Genomic DNA, 20004 nt, shown 5'->3' with positions numbered 1-20004 from the left:
GGGATGGGGGGATGGGGAGAGGGATTGACGGTTTTTGCCTAACACCAAAAATATACAATTTAGATGCGATGCAAGCTTATACTCACTTCAAAGCTGGGATTAAAACCCGATACATTGCTCATCTCGCCAATAGGTTTACCATATAGTTGATAAATCTAAAATGAATCCTGGTAAAAGTGGTTGACAATTAATAGTAGCAGGGTTGTCTAAACATTCAATTTCGGAATTAGGACGATAAATGTAAACTTGACGGTTTTTGCGATCGATTAATAAACCGAGAGATGTACCGTTATCTATATATTCTTGCAATTTATCTTTAAGGGTTTGTAAGTTGTCGCTGGGGGAACGTAACTCAACGATAAAATCTGGACAAATAGGGGCAAATTTTTGCTGTTGTTCGGAGGTGAGACTTTGCCATTTTTCCAGTTTTATCCAAGCTGCATCAGAGGATTTTATCGCGCCATTGGGAAGAGTGAAACCAGCGGAAGAATCAAAACCGATTCCGGTTCCATTTTGTCTTGTCCAGATTCCTAATTGTACAATTAAATCAAAGTTGCGATTTCCAGTTTCGGAACCAGTAGGAGGGATAATAGTAATTTCCCCGTTGGCGGTGCGTTCAATGTGATAGTTTCGGTTTTGCTGACAGAAATTAAAAAATTGTTCGTCTGTCATTTCGATCGCCGGAGACATTTGCAACACCAATGGAGTAATTTCTGGCGGTGAAATTGTTTCTAGTATATTGGTCATAAATACAAAATACTTGGGAGATAGTTCTGTAGTTTAGTTTAACTAAGCTTTCCAAAAATCAGAGGTCGTGAAAGATTTCATCAAGATCCCTCACGTTATTTGCGGCAATGTCTGCTTCGGCTTTAGCAATGAGAGCGTCTAATTTACCTGATGCTAAATCTGACTCGATTTGTCGATCGCACTTTTCATTTAAATAGTTTTGCAGCCATGTTGCTAATTGGCGAACATCGTTTTCTGGAAGTTGTTTAATTGCTGCTTCGATTTCTAGTAAGTTAGTCATAAATAGAAAATGCTTGGGAAATACTTCTGTAATTGAGTTTAATACTAAAACCGAGTTGATTACTCCTTTTTTTTTGAACCACGTTCGCGTAGCGTGTGCGTAGCACGTAAGACACGAAGAACACGAAGAAAGAAGAAGAAAGAAGCCAAAAAAGATAAAGAGCGCACTTTTCCCACCCTAACCTTCGACGCACCAAATCAGAAATAGTTAAGCATCATTCAGTTTTCAATTGCAGAGTTTATTTCTCAAAATTCATACAACTTGACCAACTATTTTTTCAAAATCAAGTAATCAAATTTTTGCTCAATCAGTTTTTGGCGTTCTTTAATAAAAGTTTCATATTTTCCTAATTTCCACAATCTCGGATTTTTGGGAATTAAATGCAATTCCAAGTATTCATCAGGTTTATCTGCAAACCATTTTTCGGGAGGTATGTCAGACTTACCCCCAAAGGAGTTTTCCTCTTGCGTAAGTAACATTAAGTTGGCAATCTGATCCCTATCCCACTGTTTATATTTGAGTATATTCATAGCACCAGTCTTGGGGTTAGCTTCCCTCACAGACTTGAGGAGACTTTGAGGAAAGATATGATCTATGCTCGGCGCATTTCCTGAAAACGAGGGAGTATAATTAAATCCTTTGTACCACAAGTTAAAAAACAAGTGAATGTTTTTAGATCCATAATATTGTTCTAAGATTGTTTGCTTTTTAATTTCTAACCTTCTACCGTTCTCTGTAATTAAGTCATATATCTCTTGGACGATGAAAGCTTGCTTTGTATCAATTTTTTTAGTACATTGATTGATCAAGTTATCAGGTGTTCCACTAAACGAACCTGCTATCAATGTTCGCAAAATATAATCATCAATTCCTACAGTTGTTTTCCATTGGTTTTCATAATGATAACGAAAGTAAATTAAAGGTATTAGACAAAGATAAGATGGTAAAGCTTTATCAGATCTAATAAGTGTTTTTTCAAATAGGTAATCTTTGACTCCTTTAATTGCGTTGGCAATTTTATCCCAGTTTTTTATGATGTTTTGTCTAGTTGACTCATCTCTAAACTTATTAACATCGTAACTAGCTCCTTTGCGGAGTAGAGTTAGACAAGTTTTGAGAACAAAATCACGAGTAAATTTATAACCTGTCTTATTCAAGTCTTCTATCAGATCGCTTATTTCTTCCTCTGCTTCTTCCCAACTAACCGTCAAAAGTGAGAAAAGAAGATCTGATTTTCCTAAAACTGTACCACCAGAATTAGCCCTGATAAAGATTTCTACAATATCATCTAGTGTATATAGCTCTCGATTACCGATAGTATCTAATTCTTGATAAGATACATTTTCTTCATTAAATACCTTAACTATTTGTGCAACATTATCTTCAATTCTTTGCTCTTGATTTTCGGTTAATTCTCTATTGAATTCTGTTTTAAACCTTCTCATTAAGTCGCCACTAATTCTATTGTAACTTTTTGGGTTAAAAACTATATCCTTTAATTTTATCCAAGGTAGCTGCACATCTACTTTATCTGTTTTATCTATAAACTTAAAACTATACTTAACATCCTCTGGAAGAGTAGTTGTATATCCACTGAGAATATTAAAATATAGTTCCTTTCCTTCATAACTTCCCTTCAATGCAATAAAAATGCTTTGAAGGCGTTGCTGTCCATCTAGTACTAATGTTTTTATTTTATTGTCTTCAAGGACGTAAAAATCAGTTACATCTAAACTAGCCTTATAATTATCTATAAACTTACGACGGCGAACTTGATCGTCAGTTCTCCATGTGAGAAGTGTACTTATAGGATATTCACGCATAATGGAATCGAACAATTTTTCTATCTGTTCCTCATTCCATACAAAACGCCTTTGAATAATAGGTAGCCAAAAGCCGCCACCATCTGCGTCTGGGTTGTTGAGATATTCAACAATTTTTTTGATTGTTTCTTTTTTATTTTTCATTTATATTTCACCTGGGAAATATTCTAGCTTCTCATTTTGAATTTACCATAAATTGAAGTAACATTAAACACTTACCTTGGGAGGATGTTGCAACAACACCTCTTTCAAATACTGCCCGGTATAAGACCGATCGCACTTTGCCACCAATTCCGGCGTTCCCATAACAATAATTTCCCCGCCTTTATCGCCACCTTCCGGGCCTAAATCAATCACCCAATCGGCGCAACGAATTACATCTAAATTATGTTCAATTACCAAAATTGAATTACCTTTATCTACCAATCTTTGCAAAACATCCAACAATTTGTGAACGTCATAAAACGATAAACCAGTGGTAGGTTCATCGATTAAATAAAGAGTTTTCCCAGTCGCACGGCGCGAAAGTTCCGAAGCTAATTTGACTCTTTGCGCTTCGCCTCCTGAAAGGGTGGGTGCAGATTGTCCTAAACGGATGTAACCTAAACCGACATCGACTAAAGTTTGCAACCGATTCACCGCTTTGGGGATGTTTTTAAATACCTCTAAAGCTTCTTCGATCGTCATATTCAGAACATCTGCGATCGAATAACCTTTATATTTAACTTGCAAAGTTTCTCGGTTGTAGCGATCGCCTTTGCAAACCTCACATTGCACGTAAACATCGGGCAAAAAATTCATTTCAATCACATTTACCCCTTGACCTCCGCAAGCTTCACATCTCCCACCTTTGACATTGAAGGAAAATTGTCCGGGTTTATAACCTCTGGCTTTGGCTTCAATTGTTTGGGAAAAGATTTCCCGAATCGCATCGAAAACTCCCGTGTAAGTTGCGGGGTTGGAACGGGGAGTTCTGCCGATCGGAGATTGGTCGATGATGATTGCTTTATCGATCGCATTCAACCCTTTAATTCCATCCATCTCTTTTGGCAAAGGTACTTTTTTGGTGAGGTGATGTTGCAAACTGGGATAAAGCAACTCATTGATTAAACTAGATTTTCCCGAACCAGAAACACCTGTGACGCAAACGAGTTTTCCTAACGGAATTTCCACATCTATATATTTAAGGTTGTTGCGATGGCAGTTTCGCAACCGCAAAGATTTCCCATTACCTTCTCTGCGAGTTCCGGGAGTTTCAATTACTCGTTTTCCCGACAAGTAAGCGCCAGTCAAAGACTCTTCTGCTGCCAACAAATCCGCTAAATTTCCTTGGGAAACAATCCTCCCTCCATGAATTCCCGCACCGGGTCCGATATCTATAATATGATCTGCTTCCCGAATCGTTTCTTCGTCATGTTCGACAACGATTAAAGTGTTTCCCAAATCCCGGAGTTTGGTGAGAGTTTTCAACAATCTGCTGTTATCTCTTTGATGCAAACCGATGCTTGGTTCATCTAAAACGTAGAGAACTCCTGTTAATCCCGAACCGATTTGAGTTGCGAGGCGAATCCGTTGCGCTTCTCCTCCCGAAAGTGTCATTGCCGGACGATCTAAAGTCAGATAATCCAATCCGACATCTAATAAAAATTGCAACCGGGCGCGAATTTCTCTCAGAACTAAGTCGGCGATTTGAGTTTGTCTTTCGCTCAATTTTAAACTGTTGACTCGTTCCTTACATTGGGCGATCGACACTCCCGTTAAATCCAGAATTCGATATTGCCCTAACCTCACCGCCAAAGCTTCCGGCTTTAACCTTTTGCCCTGACAAACTTCGCAAGGTTGGTCAATTAAATAAGGTTCCAACTTCTGCTTTTGCAATTCCGAACCTGTCTCATCGTACTGCCTTTGCAAAATCGGAATTACCCCTTTAAAACTGCGGAAATCATCGCGGTTTTCCATCCAAATCGCCTTGTCGGAACCGTACAAAATGACTTGTTGTTGTTCCGGCGTTAACTGATTCCAAGGAGTATAAATTTTAAACCCGTGCGCTTTGGCGACACTCTGCAATAAAACTGTGTAATAAGAATCTTCCTTATCCGCCCAAGGTGCGATCGCTGAAATCAGATCCGCCTCCGGGTCAGGTATCAACAACTCCGGCGCAAAAGTTCGCAAACTCCCCAAACCATGACAATGAGGACAAGCACCATAAGGCGAGTTAAAAGAAAACAATCTTGGCGATAATTCTTCCATTACCGCCCCATGTTCGGGACAAGCAAAGTTTTCCGAAAATACCAATTCTTGCGGTTGTTCCTGATAGGAATTGGCAGGGTTTGTGGTATCATTTAGGGTATACATATTGTTTTCCCGCGACGCGCTTACCCCGCCCGATGTATCATTTAATATCTGGATAACCGCAATTCCACCGGAATGACGCAAGCAAGTCGCGAGAGAATCAGTTAAACGCTCTTGAATACCAGGTTTTTTCACTAACCTGTCAACGACGATTTCAATAGTGTGGGTATAATTTTTATCTAATTCGATATTTTCATCAAGCTGTCTGACCTCATTATTTACCCGAACTCGCGCAAATCCTTCGGAAATTAAACTGGAAAGTAGCTTGCGGTGAGTGCCCTTTTTTCCGCGCACAACAGGCGCGAGAATTTGAAAACGAGTGCCATCGGGAAGGTCGAGAATACGATCGCACATTTGATCGATCGTCTGAGGCGCAATAGAGCGATCGCAATGTGGACAATGAGGTTCACCCGCCCGACCAAACAACAACCTAAGATAATCATAAATCTCCGTCACCGTTCCCACCGTCGAACGGGGGTTGTGCGAAGTCGATTTTTGGTCGATAGAGATTGCAGGACTTAAACCTTCGATCGCATCCACATCCGGCTTATCCAACTGTCCCAAAAATTGCCGAGCATAAGCACTGAGAGATTCCACATAACGCCGTTGCCCTTCCGCGAAAATCGTATCGAAAGCGAGGGAAGATTTGCCGGAACCGGAAACGCCAGTGAAGACGATTAGGCGATCGCGCGGCAACTCCAAATCGATATTTTTCAGATTGTGCTGCCTCGCACCCCGAATGCGAATCGAACTCAGATTATTCAGATTTATTCCGTTAGGAAGATGACCGTTTTTGGTGTTGGCAGCCTGAGACATGAGAGACAGAGCGTAAAGTTGCTTAACGATTTTAACGCTGTCGGGATTTTTGGGTGCGGGGGGCGCTCCTCAATCAACCATAAATTTCGCTGCGATGTCCAATTCTATGTATAGTAATAATTCTTGATTCCGTGCTGAAGGTATAAACTACTCGATAATCTCCAACTCTTAGCTTAAACAAACCCGCTAGATTACCCGTTAAAGGATCGGGACTAATAGAGTCAAAGTTTGCAGCTAACCAATAAATTTTGCGGATGATCCGGTTTTTTACAACTTGAGTCAGCCTTTCCAAACTAGCAAGAGCTTCTGCCTTTAACTCAACAGAATAATCCATTAGCGATCTAATCCTAGTTTTTTGACAGCTTCATCAAGCGGTATACCACGCTCCCCAGCTTTTGTGCGATTCATTGATTCGATCAACTGTTGCTTAACTTCTTCTTTAATTTCTTTCCCCTCGTCAGGATCTCCAAAATACTCATCTAAACATTGTTCGACAATATGCCGAATTAGATCGCTCAGTTGTTCAACTGTCATATCTTTGACTTGCATTTATCTCTCCTTAGCGTAGCGAGTGTTCATATTTTAGCTTTTTGCGATCGAGAATTAAGTATAAGCTTTCCAAAAATCAGCATTGTCAAGGATTTTATCAAGATATCTCACATTATTTGTGCGGTAATCACCCGCTTGCCGGAGACTAGGCACTGAGAAAGTCTATCGCCTATAATGTGCTGATAGCTACCTCCTCTCACCGCAATACTTAAATGAAAAATAAGGAAAAATCTGCTAATTCTCAAATCTCTGCTGGTGTTAGTTTTCAAGCCAATGGGGATGCTCGATTCGTATCGCAAAATGTTCGAGATATAGGTTCTCAGTTCAAAGCAAAAATGTCTCGGATGGCAAATTCTCCAGCTTCTTCTAGAGAGGGATTTGCTTTTGAGTACCTTGACGCGAGCAATCAGCAGACTAACTTAGGAGGCGGATATAAGGTTGAGGTTCTTGATATTAACGGCAAAAACTCACCTGATATTCTAATTAAGTCCAGAACTTCTGGCAATGTAGTTAAAGAACAACAGCTAAAACTTAATTCGCGAACAGCAGATAACGCTGCTAACAGTGGAGCTTACGGAAAACAGGAGATTAGAACTCCGAAGGGACAAACCCGAAAACCAACCAATTCCAAAGTTAAAGAATCCAACGTTTCCACTTCTGAAGTTAGTAAAGGGGCTAAAAATCCTAATCAAGCAAATAGCAAATATCAATTTAAAGCTGCAATGGCTGAAATTAGTAATGCTGCTGCTATAGGTGCAATCACTGGCGCTGTTGCTGCCACGCTGATGTCAAGTTTAGTGCATTTTTTGGCGGTTGAACGTGGTGAAATGGAAATCGATGATGCCATTGCAGCAGTTTTTATAAATACTGTTGAAGGCGCTGCTCTAGGCTCAGTAAGTGGCGGATTGTTTGCCGCTATTCCTGCATTTATTCCAGCTTTAATTCCTGTCTTAAATATCATTTCAGTACCTCTTTTAACTGTTGGTGCATTCCAACTTGTTAATCAGGTTGGTGAAATTATTGATCGTCATACATTTGCCAAGCGTAATGCACTGCTTGAAGAAGTACATCGACAAGACGCTGCGTTCTTTGAGAGTTTCGACAAGCAAGTTATGGCATATCTTCAAAGTTAGCTTTCTGTTTCAGTTCAGACATAAAAAAATTTTGCATTCTTAGGTATCTAGCGATGAATATTGAACAGGCTCGTTGTCTTCTTAATGAGATTGAAGCTTTGCTTTACTCTGGTTCAAATTGGGATATATTTTGGCGAAATGTTCTGAATGAAATTCGCGGCGGAGATGTAGACGGTCTTTTTTATGAAGCCCTTGCTAAACTTCATGCTTTGGGTGCTTTAGATGCTGAGCTTAATAACTTTATCAACATCTTTATCCGATCGCAAATTCAGCGATTTTACGATCGACTTTATAAAACTCTGAGATGGCATCTAATTAACGGTCATGTTTATACTTATTCAGATGTTGTAAACTTCGTTAGAGAAAGTCAACCGCTAATTCAACTTCTCCGCAATAAAATTGAGCAAATTCATGCTGAGTCTTGCAAACTTTCTGAAGAATTCTACATGAATAAGCAGATAATAATTTGTGGAACAGGTATGTTGATTCGCGATGAATAGTTTAGAGTAGCAACATAGGGTTTCTTGGTTTTTCAGGTGCCATCGAACCAGAGAAATCCAGTGTTATTTAGGAGGTTAAATTAATGGCAGTCCAGCAACCCCGCTATAGTAAAGAAGGATTTGCCGAACGGGGCGATCGAATCTACGAAACTCATATTCGCCCTTTAGTTACTTGAACCAGGAATTTCTGGTAAGGTGTTTAAAGGTTTTAGAAGATACAACCAGTGGAAAGAATTCCAGATGAAGCCTTAGTGATTCGAGGAGGTCGCAACCGTCCTGATGACATCCGGCGTGGAATAGGTACTCACCCAAGCGGCATAACAGGAATTTCAGTAGAATGTGCATTAGGAACTTCAATCGAGGAGCTAGCGGCGGCTATTCCTCATGGGCAACTCTGTTGCACTACTGTAGGAAATATTCGTCAAGCTGGTGGAGATGTAATTAGGACTTCAGGTAGAAGCCCCAATCATGCGACCTTAGTAGGTCTAACCCCAGAGCAAATTAGTGCTCTTTTGACACCTACAATTCCTAAGCCTCAGCAAACCAAATAAGTACGGAGATGCTCAATGAGCGTATCAAGACAACCAGTACAGCATAATGATAGTGAGCAGCAACGAGTTTTAGTCGAAAACCCAAGAGTTTTCGTTGATTTTCATAATGCTGATGCTCAAGGTCGCCTTCGTCTAAATTGTATTGGCACAATAGAGGATCTTTCTGCTCAAAAAATTGAATTGCAAACTGGTCAACAACTCACTCTTTATAGTGAAGATTTAGAAGTAGATGGAATAGTTGAGTATTCTCAATCAGAGCAATTATGGGTTGTAGTTATTGATTGGGATGAAATTAGGGAAGTAGAAGAAGTAAATCCACTACAAAAACAACTTTTAAAATAGTGTACTTGCTAATACTAAAATAAACACCTTCGAGCATCGGAGTCGTCTATGTTACTACAAGAATTGAAGGAGAAAATTTGCAAGCTATCGTCGATCGTGTCCCTGTTACCATCTAGTTAGTAAATCATACTTAGTTGTATTGAGGCAACCTAATGTTGAATGTCACTGTTGATGAAATACAACGCGATCCTTTGAAATATCTTCGTCAAGTAGAGGCAGGTGAAACTGTTGTGATTGTTAGAGCGGAAAAAGCGATCGCCGAACTTAGACCTATTGCCAGTAGTAAAAAATTACGACCTTTCGGTTTGTGTGCAGGTGAATTTACCGTTCCAGATGATTTTGATGCTCCTTTACCCGAAGATCTTCTCAACGCATTTGAGGGTAAATGAAGATTCTGCTAGATACACATATATTTTTATGGTTCATCAATCGAAACTGCGTTTAACAATTTCATCAATAACCAGAACTACTACACAATTCAATTGCGTATTACAATAATGCTACAATAATACTTCGTTACACCAAAACTGCCTTACGAAGTAACAGAAAGCACTAAAAGGAGAATGGCGAATGAAAAAAGTAGCGGTGTTTGGTAATGCTGGAGGTGGTAAATCCACTCTCAGCAAGAGATTATCGCAAATCACTGGTTTACCACTTCACCCCTTAGACAAGATTAAATTTCAATCGGGAGGTGCGGAAGTTCCCCATGAAGATTATAAGCGTGCCCATCAACAAATTTTAGATGCCGATCGCTGGATTATTGACGGGTTTGGTTGTATGGAAACCCTCTGGAAACGATTGGATGAGGCGGATAGTTTAGTTTATGTCGATCTACCGCTATATGTGCATTTCTGGTGGGTAACTAAACGATTTATCACAGGTTACTTTAAACCGCCAGAAGGCTGGCCTAAAAATAGTCCAATATTGAAAAGTTCGCTTTCTAGCTACCGCGTACTTTGGTTATGTCACAAGAAATTAACCCCAAGATATCGTGAATATATCAAGCAAGCACAAAGCAGCAAAAATGTTTATCATCTGCGATCGACCAAACAGATTTCGCAATTTTTTGAATTAGTTGAAAATGAGATTAACTTTAAAAATAGTGCATCAGCTTAACTAAAAGAACAAATTTGCAAGATATGAATCAACCCAAATCTGCTGAAAACGAAGTAAAATTAATTATTTTGTGTGAGAACTGCTCGCAAAAGTTACGCATTCCTAAGCGGAAGAAAAAACTCCGAGTAACTTGTCCTAATTGCAGACATGAATTTAACTACAAACGTTATCTCTTTGGCTTCTCCTCCAACAACAAAAAGTCACTACTAGTTGGTTTAGTCGGAAGTTTAATCGGATTTTTCTTAGTGGAAATCGTCAACTTCAACCGAGCCTTAGCTAGTAGTACAAATCCTCTAGTTGCTACAATGATAACAATAGGAGCATTTGGCATCTGTTTCGGCACAGTTTTGGGAGGCGCAGAAGGGTTTTTCCGCAAAAATAAAACCAGATTATATTATGGACTGAAAACGGGAGCAATTTTAGGTTTAATTAGTGGTATTATTTCCGGCTTTTTTGCCCAACTTATTTACAATTTTATCCTTTCAACTTTCACAATTCCAAGCGATCCTTCCTTGACAGTTGTCATGTTTGCTCGTACAGTTGGCTGGTGTATTTTGGGACTTTTATTAGGGGCTGCTTACGGTATTAAAGAAAACACTTTAGGAGACCTAAAATTTGGCTTGATTGGTGGGGCTATTGGTGGATTTATTGGTGGTTTGTTTTTCGATCCCTTGAGTATAGCAATTCAACTTGGTGGAGGTACTGTCGGACGGTTAGTAGCATTTTCCATTCTGGGGATGACTATTAGTGTAAGTATTAACTATTTTAGAGAAGTTGCGATCCGTCGAAACAAACCAGAAATGTATCAAGAAATAACTAGGAAATTACCTCCTAACCCAAGATTATTATTACCCGATTCAAGTACTAAACATAATCGACATTACTGAAAAAGTGAAGAGAACTTGCGCTTAATCATTAGCCCCTCCCTGTAAACGGGGAGGGGTTTGGGGTGGCGTGAATTAAGCACATCTTCATAGAGAATTGGTATAACAACCAAATTACTCTTGCTTATTGCCATCAGGCATAGTCGCATCTCGCAAATAAGCACCTTGTAAATCAGCACCTTGCACATCTGCACCACGCAGATTAGCATCTTGCAAATAAGCACCTGACAAATTAGCACCTTTTAAATAAGCACCTTCCAACTTAGCACCCTGCAAATCAGCATTACCCAAATTCGCCCCTTCCAAATTAGTATCCCAAAGTTTCGCTTCCTGCAACTTCGCATTTCGCAAATTTGCACCCACCAAACTCGCACTTTCTAAATTCGCATTTCGCAAATTTGCCCCTGACAAATTCGCATTTTCTAAATTCGCATCCCAAAGTTTAGCATCCCACAATTTAGCATCCCACAATTTAGCATTTCGCAAATTTGCGCCCCCTAAACTAGCACTTTCCAAATTAGCACTGCCCAAATTAGCGCCTGCTAAATTAGCCCCTTCCAAATTAGCCTCTCCCAAATTAGCACCTACCAAATTAGTGCCTTCCATACTGGCTCTTTCTAAATTCGTCCCCCATAAATTAGCGCCACCTAAATCTGCACCTTCTAACTGCGCTTCCCGTAAATCCACACCAGCTAAATTTGCTCCTCGTAAATCAGTCCCCCGCAAATCACACCTGGCGCATTTCCGCGTAAAAAACAATCGCCGTACTCCATTTTCGCTACTAGAAATTGATTGCTGATTATCGATTTGCAGCCTTCTTTCATGGTGAAAATTTCCTAAACTAGCGTAAAGAAAACTGATAGTTCCTAAAGTAGCTAATCCCACTGCGGGTGCTGTTAAAGAACTTTTGATTTTCGCTGGTAAATTTCGCAATTGAATTACATAACCAGGTGGCTGCATTATCTTTTGTAAAGCAGTTAAAGCCACTGTTGCATCAGAGTAGCGAAATTTCACATTTGGTTCCACCATTCTCATTAACCATTGCCCAAAACGAGGTGGTAATTGAGGAACTAATCTTTGAAAATTAAACCGATAATTGTCATCAATTAATTTACCAATCTCGACAGAACGAGTACCTGTCACCAAACAAATTAAAGTTGCACCTAAACTATAAAGGTCAGAAGCAGCAGTTAAAGAACGACCAAACTGTTCTTCAGGAGGCATAAAGCCGATCGTTCCCCCAGCTACACTACTTAAAGCTAACTCTCCACCTCGAATTCTGGCAAAACCAAAATCCACCAAGTAAGCATTTAATTGTTCATCCACCAAAATATTTTCTGGCTTAATATCTCGGTGAATAACTGGTGGAGTGCGCTGTTGCAAGTAAACCAAAATTTCTAAGACAGAAATCGCAATTTGCTGGATTTCTTCTAAACTAAAACTGTATCTTTCCGCTAAAAATGGCGCTTTTTTATACTCTTGTACTAAACAAAACCCGGTCGGCGTTTCAAAAGAGTTTAAATAACGCGGAATCCGGGGATGATGCAGCTGTTGTAAAACTTCAATTTCTCTTTGGTAAGTTTTAAAGCCAGACCAATCAACACCCGAATTGGCAAAACGGAATTCTTTAATTACTACCTGTTGTTCGGAATTGAGAACGTTAGCCAAATAGGTAATACGTCCTGCTTCTCGGTTAAGTCCTAGTTCTTGGACAACTTCATAGTTGTGGCTGGAGAAGTTCGGAAAATTAGTCATAATTTCTCCCCGCAAGAGATTTGTGCAGCGTCGCGGCATTTAGCTTGCTTGAAAGATCCTAACCGTTGTGGGGAATTTTGTCACAGATTGGTAATTTTGTTACAAAACATAATTAAGAGGTAGAACCTCCCAGACTCATTCCCAGGTTCAACCAAGGAACGAAAGAAGAGGCTCTGCTCAGGAGTGCAAGATTTCAGTTTACCAATTGTTCCCAATCATGGTAAAACCTGACCAAAAGTATGGATGCTTAAAATTCTGATTTCCCAAAGCTACTAATGATGGTGGTAAAGTTACACCAGCGCCTAAATTTGGCCCAATTAATTTCCCTTTTTCTAATCGCACTTCTCCCCGCAACATTGCTGTTTGTGCTTGTCGCAACGCTTCGCTTCTGGTGGGTGCAGTTTTCAAGTAACGGTAAAACTCACTCATTAAAGCTAAAGTTCCCATGTCGCTCACATTCCACAAACTAGCTAATGTTGATTTAGTTCCACTTTGAATTGCTACTCCCGCAAATCCCATTTCGGCATCTTTGTCACCAATTGCGGTGCGACAAGCACTTAAAACTAACAAATCTACAGGCGGGTTATTCCACTGTAATTGGCGCATTCTATCTAATGTTAATCTGCTGTCCCAAAATTGAATGAAGGAACTTGCTGGTGCGCCTGGGTTAAATTGTGCGTGGGTAGCTAAATGTACGATACTAAAAGGTTGGCTGGCACGTTGCGATCGCAAATTGTCGATCGTAAACTCTTGGTTTAAAAAATACTTACGTTTTTGCGGAACATTCGGTGCGATCGTAGATAATTCTACAGGAACCGCAATCAAAGGAGGTAACTCTTTAAACTGTGACGCTCCCATCGCTAAAATTTGTGAATTTTTCAGACTGCGCTGGTTCAGATCGGTCATATTAAAAGCTGGTATTAATCCCACACTGTACTTTTCCACCAAAAACTTTTGCCCATCATGTAAACTTGCTAATGGCAGACTACGTAAAGTTGACCCCATACAAAAAATTAACGAATCAATCCGGTTATTTTTCAGTTCCGTTTCTAAAGGAGTGATTATCCACTGATATAGCCTTCTCGCCGCAGGTAAATAACTACTACTACCAACTTTGGTAATATCAGTAATTTCCAATACCAATTCTTTCGCTGTATTAACCAAATTCTCGCTAGTCGCCGCAGGAACACTCTTCCGAATCGGTGTTCTTTGTGGCATAACTAAAACCAACTCCAGTTTTTTTGGCGTTGGTACCGCATAAACTAAAGCAGTTCTTTTCCCTGTTTGACTCGCCAACCTTCCTAAAGTAGCCGATATTTGTGGCGCTGAGAGCGAAGATTGCGAAAGGTTAGCCTTAAAATAAGTTTCGTAATCACTTTCCCAACTCTTTTCAATTGTATTAACCGTATCAATTGGCTTTAAATTTTCAATCTGTTCTCCCAGTACCAGAGGGGTAGCTTTACTTGCACTACTCACAGTTACATTGCTAACAGTTGCAGTCCTGTTTTCCCGTACTACTGCAACACCTTGATAATTGTTAACAACTGTGCTACTCAGCGCCAGCAGCAATCCAGAAACGAAAATGACAAATGATGGGAATTTCATAGTAACGACTCACCACCAATTTAAACTACAATAATAGTAAAAATTAAACCTTAGCATTTGCCGGAGGTATTACATACAACAGTTTTCTCCACATATTTTCCCGAAAATTTCATTAACCTAAGATATTTTGTCTTTTTAGGTAAAATTAAGCGTCCGCAACTATGTTACCTTCTTTCCCAGACTTAATCCCATTTTCCAATTTCATCCTGAACAACCAATCAAATGCTGAAAAACAATCATAGAGAAGCCTATTCTCCAAGCCGCCATTTAGGGAATCATCAACCATTAAAGTTGCTTTGTTACCAGAGTACTGATTCGATGTGCCAAATCTGATTAAAAACATTTAACCGTCAAGTTGTAGTTAATTAGCTATGAATAGAGTCCTATTAGATATTCAAGCAGTTCGTCCAATGTTGGGTGATTTGCTAGACAACCGCTATCAAGTACTTCAAGTTCTCAGTACTGGAGCTTTTGGCAGAACATATATTGCCGAAGATACTTTATTACCAGGTTCGCCAAAAAGAATTATTAGACATTTAAAACCCTCTGAAAATTATCCTCATTTATTAATATTCATTCAACAGCTTTTTGGCAATCAGACCAAAATTTTAGAAACCTTGGGACAGCACGACCAAATTCCCGAACTCCTGGCTTTTTTTGAAGATGCCCAAGGATTTTACTTAGTGCAAGAATTTTTTACAGGACAGCTACTTAGTAACTTAGTAACCACTAACCAAAATCGCAGCAAATATTGGACAGAAACGCAAGTTATTCAGTTACTCCGAGAAGTTTTGGATATCCTAAATTTCATTCATGCTCAAGGTATCATTCATTGTGACATCAAGCCAAATAACTTAATTAAACCTATTGACAACGGTAAAATATGTTTATTAGATTTTGGCGCAGTTCAACCAATTTACCGACCTGACAGCAATACAAATCAACAACAAATAAACTTTAACATTCAACCAGCAGGGTACATCCCAGCAGAACAACTTGCATATCAACCCCAACCAAATAGTGATATTTATGCACTGGGAATGATTGCCATTCAAGCATTAACAGGAATACACCCCACGCAATTAAAGATTGACCCAGATAGTCAAGAAATTAGCTGGAAACACTTAGCTTATGTCAGTGATGAACTAGCTAATATTTTAGATAAAATGGTGCGCTACTCTTATCAAGAACGTTACCAGACCGCTGCTGAAGTTTTGCAATCCCTGGATAAATTAGTTAACCCAGAAACTTTACCCATTACGCCTGAAGAATTAACTTTTTCTTCTTGTCCCATAGAAGATTTAGAAAATGTTATAGACTGTCCTGAAAACTTCTTAGAAGAAATTAAAGCTTCTCTGAATCAGACAACTGATAAGATTATTAATGCCATCAATCTTAAACGACGGATATTTTTTAGATTCCCTGTACTATCTCCGTTAATCGTAGCATTCATCATTGGCACAGGCATCAATTCTTTGGTAATAGTATCGGGAGTTTTTTATATTAGTCAACCTGACCCAGCGCAGATGCGACGAATGGAACAAATGGTTCAAGAACCTTTAGAACAAATTAGTAAAAAAGTTTGCGATATTCCTTTTATTTGCTTTTGGTTAGGTAAATAGAATTAGGACGGAGTATGGTGTGGGGAAAACGAGTAGGGGCGGGTTTACTGAGATCTTGCACTTCTGAGGCGGAGCCTCTATTTCTCGTTACCAGGTTGAACCTGGTAACGAGGGTTGGGAGGTTCTACCTCCAGGAGTGCAAGATCTGAGTTTAGCCACAGGGTTTGAGTACCCCGGAATAAGATTAAAGTCAAAACCCGCCCATCCGAACAATCTATGGCAAACATTTAATTAATCCCTATTACAGATGTAGAGACGTTTCATGAAACGTTTCTACTCAGATCTTGCACATCCTCGTTCCCAGGTTCAACCTGGGAACGAAGAATGGAGGCTCTGCCTCTTGGTACAAGATCTGAATCTACAGTCAAGGGGTTTGATTGATAACACCAATAAATAACAATATTAAACTCTCTTCCATTCAGTTTTTGGTGCTTCCGTATGTGCTAACAATTTGCCTTGAGAAATCACATAACTAACTGTTGCTCTTTTCCGAATTGCATCATAGCGACTTTCGGCATTTAATACAATTAAATTAGCTGGTTTTCCCACTGTAATACCATAACTTTCAGCTAAATTTAAAGTTTTTGCTCCATTAACAGTCACCATATCATAACAAGCATTAATTTCTGCCATTCCCGTCATCTGACAAACATGAACTGCCATGTGTGCCACATCTAGCATATTTCCCATTCCCAAACTATACCAAGGGTCTTGGACACAATCATGTCCCAAACTTACATTTAATCCTGCTTGCCATAATTCTTTGACTCGCGTAACACCCCGTCGTCTCGGATAAGTATCTGTCCTACCTTGCAATGTAATATTAATTAAAGGATTAGCAATAAAATTGATTTCTGCTCGTTGCAAAAATCCCATTAACTTATTAGCATAAGCGTTATTGTAAGAACCAAAGGCTGTGGTGTGACTGGCAGTTACTTTAGCACCTAAATTGCTACGAATTGCTTCAGCAGCTACTACCTCTAAAAATCTGGATTGGTCATCATCTATTTCATCGCAGTGAATATCAATTAAGCGATTATATTGTTGCGCTAATTCAAAAATTTGCTGTACTGAAAGAACACCATCTTCCCTAGTTAATTCGTAATGAGGAATTCCCCCAACTACATCAGCACCTAACTTTAATGCTTCTTCGATTAATTCGGCATTTTTTGGACTACCGTAAATGCCATCTTGGGGAAATGCCACTACTTGCACTGTTATCCAATCTTTGACTTCTTCTCTAACTTCTAAAAGTGCTTGTAATGCGGTTAAAGTAGATTCACTCACATCGGCATGAGTGCGAACAAATAATACTCCTTGAGATGCTTGCAATTTTAAGGTTTCTTTTGCTCTTTTTTTCACATCTTCTAAGGAGAGATTTTGTTTCCGTTCTCGCCAAATTTCAATTCCTTCAAATAAAGTACCACTTTGATTCCAGCGAGGTTCACCTGCTGTTAATGCTGAATCTAAATGAATGTGGGATTCGACAAAAGGAGGACTGACTAGTTGAGTGTGAATGTTTAATTCTAACTGTCCTGATTCTGGAATTTCTGGGGAAATAGTAGTAATTAAACCGTTATTAATTCCGATATCAACAATTTCGTTGTTGAGTAGACGACATTGGCGCAGGATTAAATTGTATTGCATTGTAACTTTCTGAGTGGCAATCTTTTAAATTTAACTAAAAAAATACACCCCTAACAATCAGAGGTGTACTAATTATTTAACTAGCCTGCGACTGGCTGAAAAACTTCTGCAATCTAACTAAGTGATTGCCCTATAGCAGGTAATACCTGCTATAGAAAGTGAATTATTCAGAAATTTCGCCGTTAAGACCGATTTCTGCCGCAGAACGGCTAAATACTGTTTGTTGGCGGTTTCTTGCGGCACGTTGCTGATTAACCATTAAGGAACGAGCTTTGTTTTCAACGGTATCAGAGTTTTGGTTGTTGTTATGGATATTTCTCATGGTTTTCGCCTCAATGAGTAATTGTTTTGCAGTGATGAAAATGAGGCGCGTTCCTTCGGGATTACTCCCTACTTCCGTCTCTTTGTCGCTGTAAACTGATTGACTCAGAGGCTTTAAAGAGATGAACGATTTATTTCTGTATCTATTGTTACGGTTTTTCTAAAAAATGTCAACTATGGGATTGGGAATTTGTGATTGGGGACTGGGGACTGGGGACTGGGAGAGTTTTGAGTTGTTGTCTTGTCCCCTTGTCCTCTCTGCTGCCCTGCTTTCTTAAACAAACTTCATCTTAGGGAAAGTGCCACAGTGCCGCGTTTACGCGCTAAAGTGGCAAATATGAGTGAGAAAAGTGCAAATATAAAAGTTGTTAGCGATAATCGCCAAGCTCGGTTTCTCTATGAGATTCTAGAGACTTATGAGGCGGGAATTGAGCTAAAGGGGACAGAGGTTAAGTCGATTCGCGATGGGAGATGTAACCTGCGAGATGGGTATGTCTTGATTCGCAATGGAGAGGCTTGGCTGTTGAATGTCCATGTTTCCCCTTATCAGGGAAGTGGTGCGTATTTCAACCATGACCCACTTCGCACGCGCAAATTATTGCTGCATAAGCAGGAAATTCGTAAGTTAATTGGCAAGGTGGAACAAAAGGGTTTAACTTTGGTGCCTTTGAAGATGTATCTCAAGAAGGGTTTGGTTAAACTTACTGTGGGTCTTGGTAGAGGGAAAAAACTGCATGATAAGCGGGATGATTTGAAGAAACGCCAAGATAAGCGGGAAATGGAACGGGTTATGAAGAATTATTAAGATTGGGGAGCTTTCGGAGCAGAGGGAAGTTTTGAGTTTTGAGTTTTGAGTTTTGAGTTAATTAAATTGTCCTTGTCTCCTTGTCTCCTAGTCCCCCAGTCCCTAGTCCCCCAGTCCCTAGTCCCAATTGTTACTATTGAAATTCTTTATAGCGAGAAACTAATTTTCTTGGGTGCAAGCCCTACGATAAAATCAAACAGTTCTAATGACGGAAAAGTTAAAGTAAGCGATCGCATGAATACTCCAACTGAAAAAGAAACCAAAGCCAGTGACCATAGCTTAGAAGCAATGCGGCATTTTTCGGAACAATATGCCAAACGTACTGGTACTTACTTCTGCGTTGACCCTTCTGTTACCGCTGTTGTCATCGAAGGACTAGCCAAGCACAAAGACGATTTAGGTTCGCCGCTTTGTCCTTGTCGTCATTACGAAGACAAAGAAGCAGAAGTTAGTTCGGCTTTCTGGAACTGTCCTTGCGTCCCGATGCGTGAGCGCAAAGAATGTCATTGTATGCTGTTTTTAACTCCAGATAATGACTTTGCTGGGAAGATACAAGAGATTTCTTTAGAAGAAATCAAATCGGTGCGAGATAGTATGGCATGACCGAAGTCATTCCTGACGAATTTTGGCAAGGTGTAGGACAATTTAATTTGGGAGATTACTACACCTGCCATGATACTTTGGAGGCTCTGTGGATGGATGCAACAGAGCCACAAAAAACTTTTTATCAAGGTATTTTACAAATTGCGGTTGGTCTTTATCACCTGAGTAATCACAATTGGCGTGGGGCTGTAATTTTGTTGGGTGAAGGTACTAATAGATTAGGTTACTATCAGCCAGATTATGCTGAGATTAATGTAGAAAATTTAATTGCTGAAAGTAGGGAATTGTTAATTGCTTTGCAAGGGGCTGGGGCAGAAAATGTTGGGGAGTTTGCGGAAAGTATTAAGAATACAGGAACTTATTTGTTAAATGGTCAGAGTTTGAGTGTGCCGAAAATTGCAAAAATTCTCTAAATATTAGTTGATTTTTGACTTTATTAGGTTTTTTACCACAGATATCCACAGATAAACACAGATAAACACAGATGAATTATGGATATTGTCTACTTTGGCAAGAGAGCTATAAACTCTCCCCATCTCCCCATCTCCCCATC

At 39.6% G+C, this 20004-nt stretch carries 21 protein-coding genes and 1 riboswitch; of the genes, 11 read left to right on the top strand and 10 right to left on the bottom strand.

What is annotated here, in order from left to right; all coding sequences use genetic code 11:
* Positions 1-135: 135 nt before the first annotated feature.
* From IQ264_RS24350 to IQ264_RS24325, 6 genes are all read right to left on the bottom strand, one after another.
* Entirely contained in the window at positions 136-747 is a 612-nt protein-coding gene (locus IQ264_RS24350) for a Uma2 family endonuclease (protein WP_193983732.1), read from the bottom strand.
* Between the two features lie 58 nt (positions 748-805).
* A complete protein-coding gene (locus IQ264_RS24345) occupies positions 806-1027 on the bottom strand; it encodes a hypothetical protein (RefSeq protein WP_193983730.1) in 222 nt (73 codons plus the stop codon).
* A 269-nt stretch (positions 1028-1296) separates the two neighbouring features.
* Complete coding sequence (locus IQ264_RS24340; protein ID WP_193983728.1) at positions 1297-2994, bottom strand: GmrSD restriction endonuclease domain-containing protein; 1698 nt, start codon at positions 2992-2994, stop codon at positions 1297-1299.
* Positions 2995-3057: 63 nt separating this feature from the next.
* Positions 3058-6018: an excinuclease ABC subunit UvrA gene (gene uvrA, locus IQ264_RS24335; RefSeq protein WP_193983725.1), complete on the bottom strand. Its 2961-nt coding sequence runs from the start codon at positions 6016-6018 to the stop codon at positions 3058-3060.
* A gap of 73 nt (positions 6019-6091) precedes the next feature.
* Entirely contained in the window at positions 6092-6352 is a 261-nt protein-coding gene (locus tag IQ264_RS24330) for a type II toxin-antitoxin system RelE family toxin (protein WP_193983723.1), read from the bottom strand.
* Entirely contained in the window at positions 6352-6567 is a 216-nt protein-coding gene (locus IQ264_RS24325; protein ID WP_193983721.1) for a hypothetical protein, read from the bottom strand. The genes IQ264_RS24330 and IQ264_RS24325 overlap by 1 nt, the downstream gene beginning before the upstream one ends.
* A 212-nt stretch (positions 6568-6779) precedes the next feature.
* On the opposite strand from IQ264_RS24325, the gene IQ264_RS24320 reads away from it, so the two are divergent.
* The 7 genes from IQ264_RS24320 to IQ264_RS24290 all read left to right on the top strand — a co-directional run bounded on the left by IQ264_RS24320 (position 6780) and on the right by IQ264_RS24290 (position 11096).
* Positions 6780-7700 carry a hypothetical protein gene (locus IQ264_RS24320; RefSeq protein ID WP_193983718.1) on the top strand — a complete coding sequence of 307 codons (921 nt, stop codon included), beginning with the start codon at positions 6780-6782 and terminating at the stop codon, positions 7698-7700.
* A gap of 53 nt (positions 7701-7753) precedes the next feature.
* Positions 7754-8200 carry a hypothetical protein gene (locus IQ264_RS24315; RefSeq protein ID WP_193983716.1) on the top strand — a complete coding sequence of 149 codons (447 nt, stop codon included), beginning with the start codon at positions 7754-7756 and terminating at the stop codon, positions 8198-8200.
* Between the two features lie 224 nt (positions 8201-8424).
* A complete protein-coding gene (locus IQ264_RS24310; RefSeq protein WP_193983714.1) occupies positions 8425-8751 on the top strand; it encodes a flavoredoxin in 327 nt (108 codons plus the stop codon).
* A 15-nt stretch (positions 8752-8766) separates the two neighbouring features.
* A complete protein-coding gene (locus IQ264_RS24305; RefSeq protein WP_193983712.1) occupies positions 8767-9093 on the top strand; it encodes a hypothetical protein in 327 nt (108 codons plus the stop codon).
* Between the two features lie 152 nt (positions 9094-9245).
* A complete protein-coding gene (locus IQ264_RS24300; protein WP_193983710.1) occupies positions 9246-9482 on the top strand; it encodes a type II toxin-antitoxin system Phd/YefM family antitoxin in 237 nt (78 codons plus the stop codon).
* A 181-nt stretch (positions 9483-9663) separates the two neighbouring features.
* The gene (locus tag IQ264_RS24295; RefSeq protein WP_193983708.1) at positions 9664-10209 is read left to right on the top strand and encodes an adenylate kinase; all 546 of its coding nucleotides are present in this window, start codon (positions 9664-9666) and stop codon (positions 10207-10209) included.
* Positions 10210-10232: 23 nt separating this feature from the next.
* Positions 10233-11096, top strand: coding sequence for a hypothetical protein (locus tag IQ264_RS24290; protein ID WP_193983706.1), 864 nt, complete (start codon positions 10233-10235; stop codon positions 11094-11096).
* 111 nt (positions 11097-11207) lie between these two features.
* On the opposite strand, the gene IQ264_RS33755 is transcribed toward IQ264_RS24290, so the two are convergent.
* Together IQ264_RS33755 and IQ264_RS24280 are read right to left on the bottom strand one after the other, a co-directional pair.
* Complete coding sequence (locus tag IQ264_RS33755) at positions 11208-12848, bottom strand: pentapeptide repeat-containing protein (RefSeq protein WP_193983704.1); 1641 nt, start codon at positions 12846-12848, stop codon at positions 11208-11210.
* A gap of 198 nt (positions 12849-13046) precedes the next feature.
* Positions 13047-14453 carry a CHAT domain-containing protein gene (locus IQ264_RS24280; RefSeq protein WP_193983702.1) on the bottom strand — a complete coding sequence of 469 codons (1407 nt, stop codon included), beginning with the start codon at positions 14451-14453 and terminating at the stop codon, positions 13047-13049.
* Positions 14454-14824: 371 nt separating this feature from the next.
* Between IQ264_RS24280 and IQ264_RS24275 the strand changes: the two genes are divergently transcribed.
* On the top strand, positions 14825-16075 hold the full coding sequence (locus IQ264_RS24275) for a serine/threonine-protein kinase (protein ID WP_193983700.1): 1251 nt from the start codon (positions 14825-14827) through the stop codon (positions 16073-16075).
* Between the two features lie 402 nt (positions 16076-16477).
* Here IQ264_RS24275 and codA read toward each other — a convergent pair whose 3' ends face one another.
* Together codA and IQ264_RS24265 are read right to left on the bottom strand one after the other, a co-directional pair.
* Positions 16478-17722, bottom strand: coding sequence for a cytosine deaminase (gene codA, locus IQ264_RS24270; protein ID WP_193983698.1), 1245 nt, complete (start codon positions 17720-17722; stop codon positions 16478-16480).
* A gap of 163 nt (positions 17723-17885) precedes the next feature.
* Positions 17886-18044 carry a hypothetical protein gene (locus IQ264_RS24265; RefSeq protein ID WP_193983696.1) on the bottom strand — a complete coding sequence of 53 codons (159 nt, stop codon included), beginning with the start codon at positions 18042-18044 and terminating at the stop codon, positions 17886-17888.
* A 44-nt stretch (positions 18045-18088) separates the two neighbouring features.
* A riboswitch (Glutamine riboswitch) is annotated at positions 18089-18174 on the bottom strand.
* Between the two features lie 206 nt (positions 18175-18380).
* Here IQ264_RS24265 and smpB point away from each other — a divergent pair.
* The 3 genes from smpB (at position 18381) to IQ264_RS24250 (ending at position 19864) form a co-directional block, all read left to right on the top strand.
* Entirely contained in the window at positions 18381-18848 is a 468-nt protein-coding gene (smpB, locus tag IQ264_RS24260) for an SsrA-binding protein SmpB (RefSeq protein WP_193983734.1), read from the top strand.
* Positions 18849-19082: 234 nt separating this feature from the next.
* Positions 19083-19451 carry a ferredoxin thioredoxin reductase catalytic beta subunit gene (locus IQ264_RS24255; RefSeq protein ID WP_193983694.1) on the top strand — a complete coding sequence of 123 codons (369 nt, stop codon included), beginning with the start codon at positions 19083-19085 and terminating at the stop codon, positions 19449-19451.
* Positions 19448-19864, top strand: a complete 417-nt coding sequence (locus IQ264_RS24250; RefSeq protein ID WP_193983692.1) for a DUF309 domain-containing protein — start codon at positions 19448-19450, stop codon at positions 19862-19864. Before IQ264_RS24255 ends, IQ264_RS24250 begins: the two co-directional genes overlap by 4 nt.
* The last annotated feature ends 140 nt before the right edge of the window (positions 19865-20004 follow it).

Source organism: [Phormidium] sp. LEGE 05292 (genome assembly GCF_015207735.1).
Lineage (GTDB): Bacteria > Cyanobacteriota > Cyanobacteriia > Cyanobacteriales > Aerosakkonemataceae > Floridanema.
Note: the sequence above shows the minus strand (reverse complement) of the source record. Positions and strands in the feature narration are given on the sequence as shown.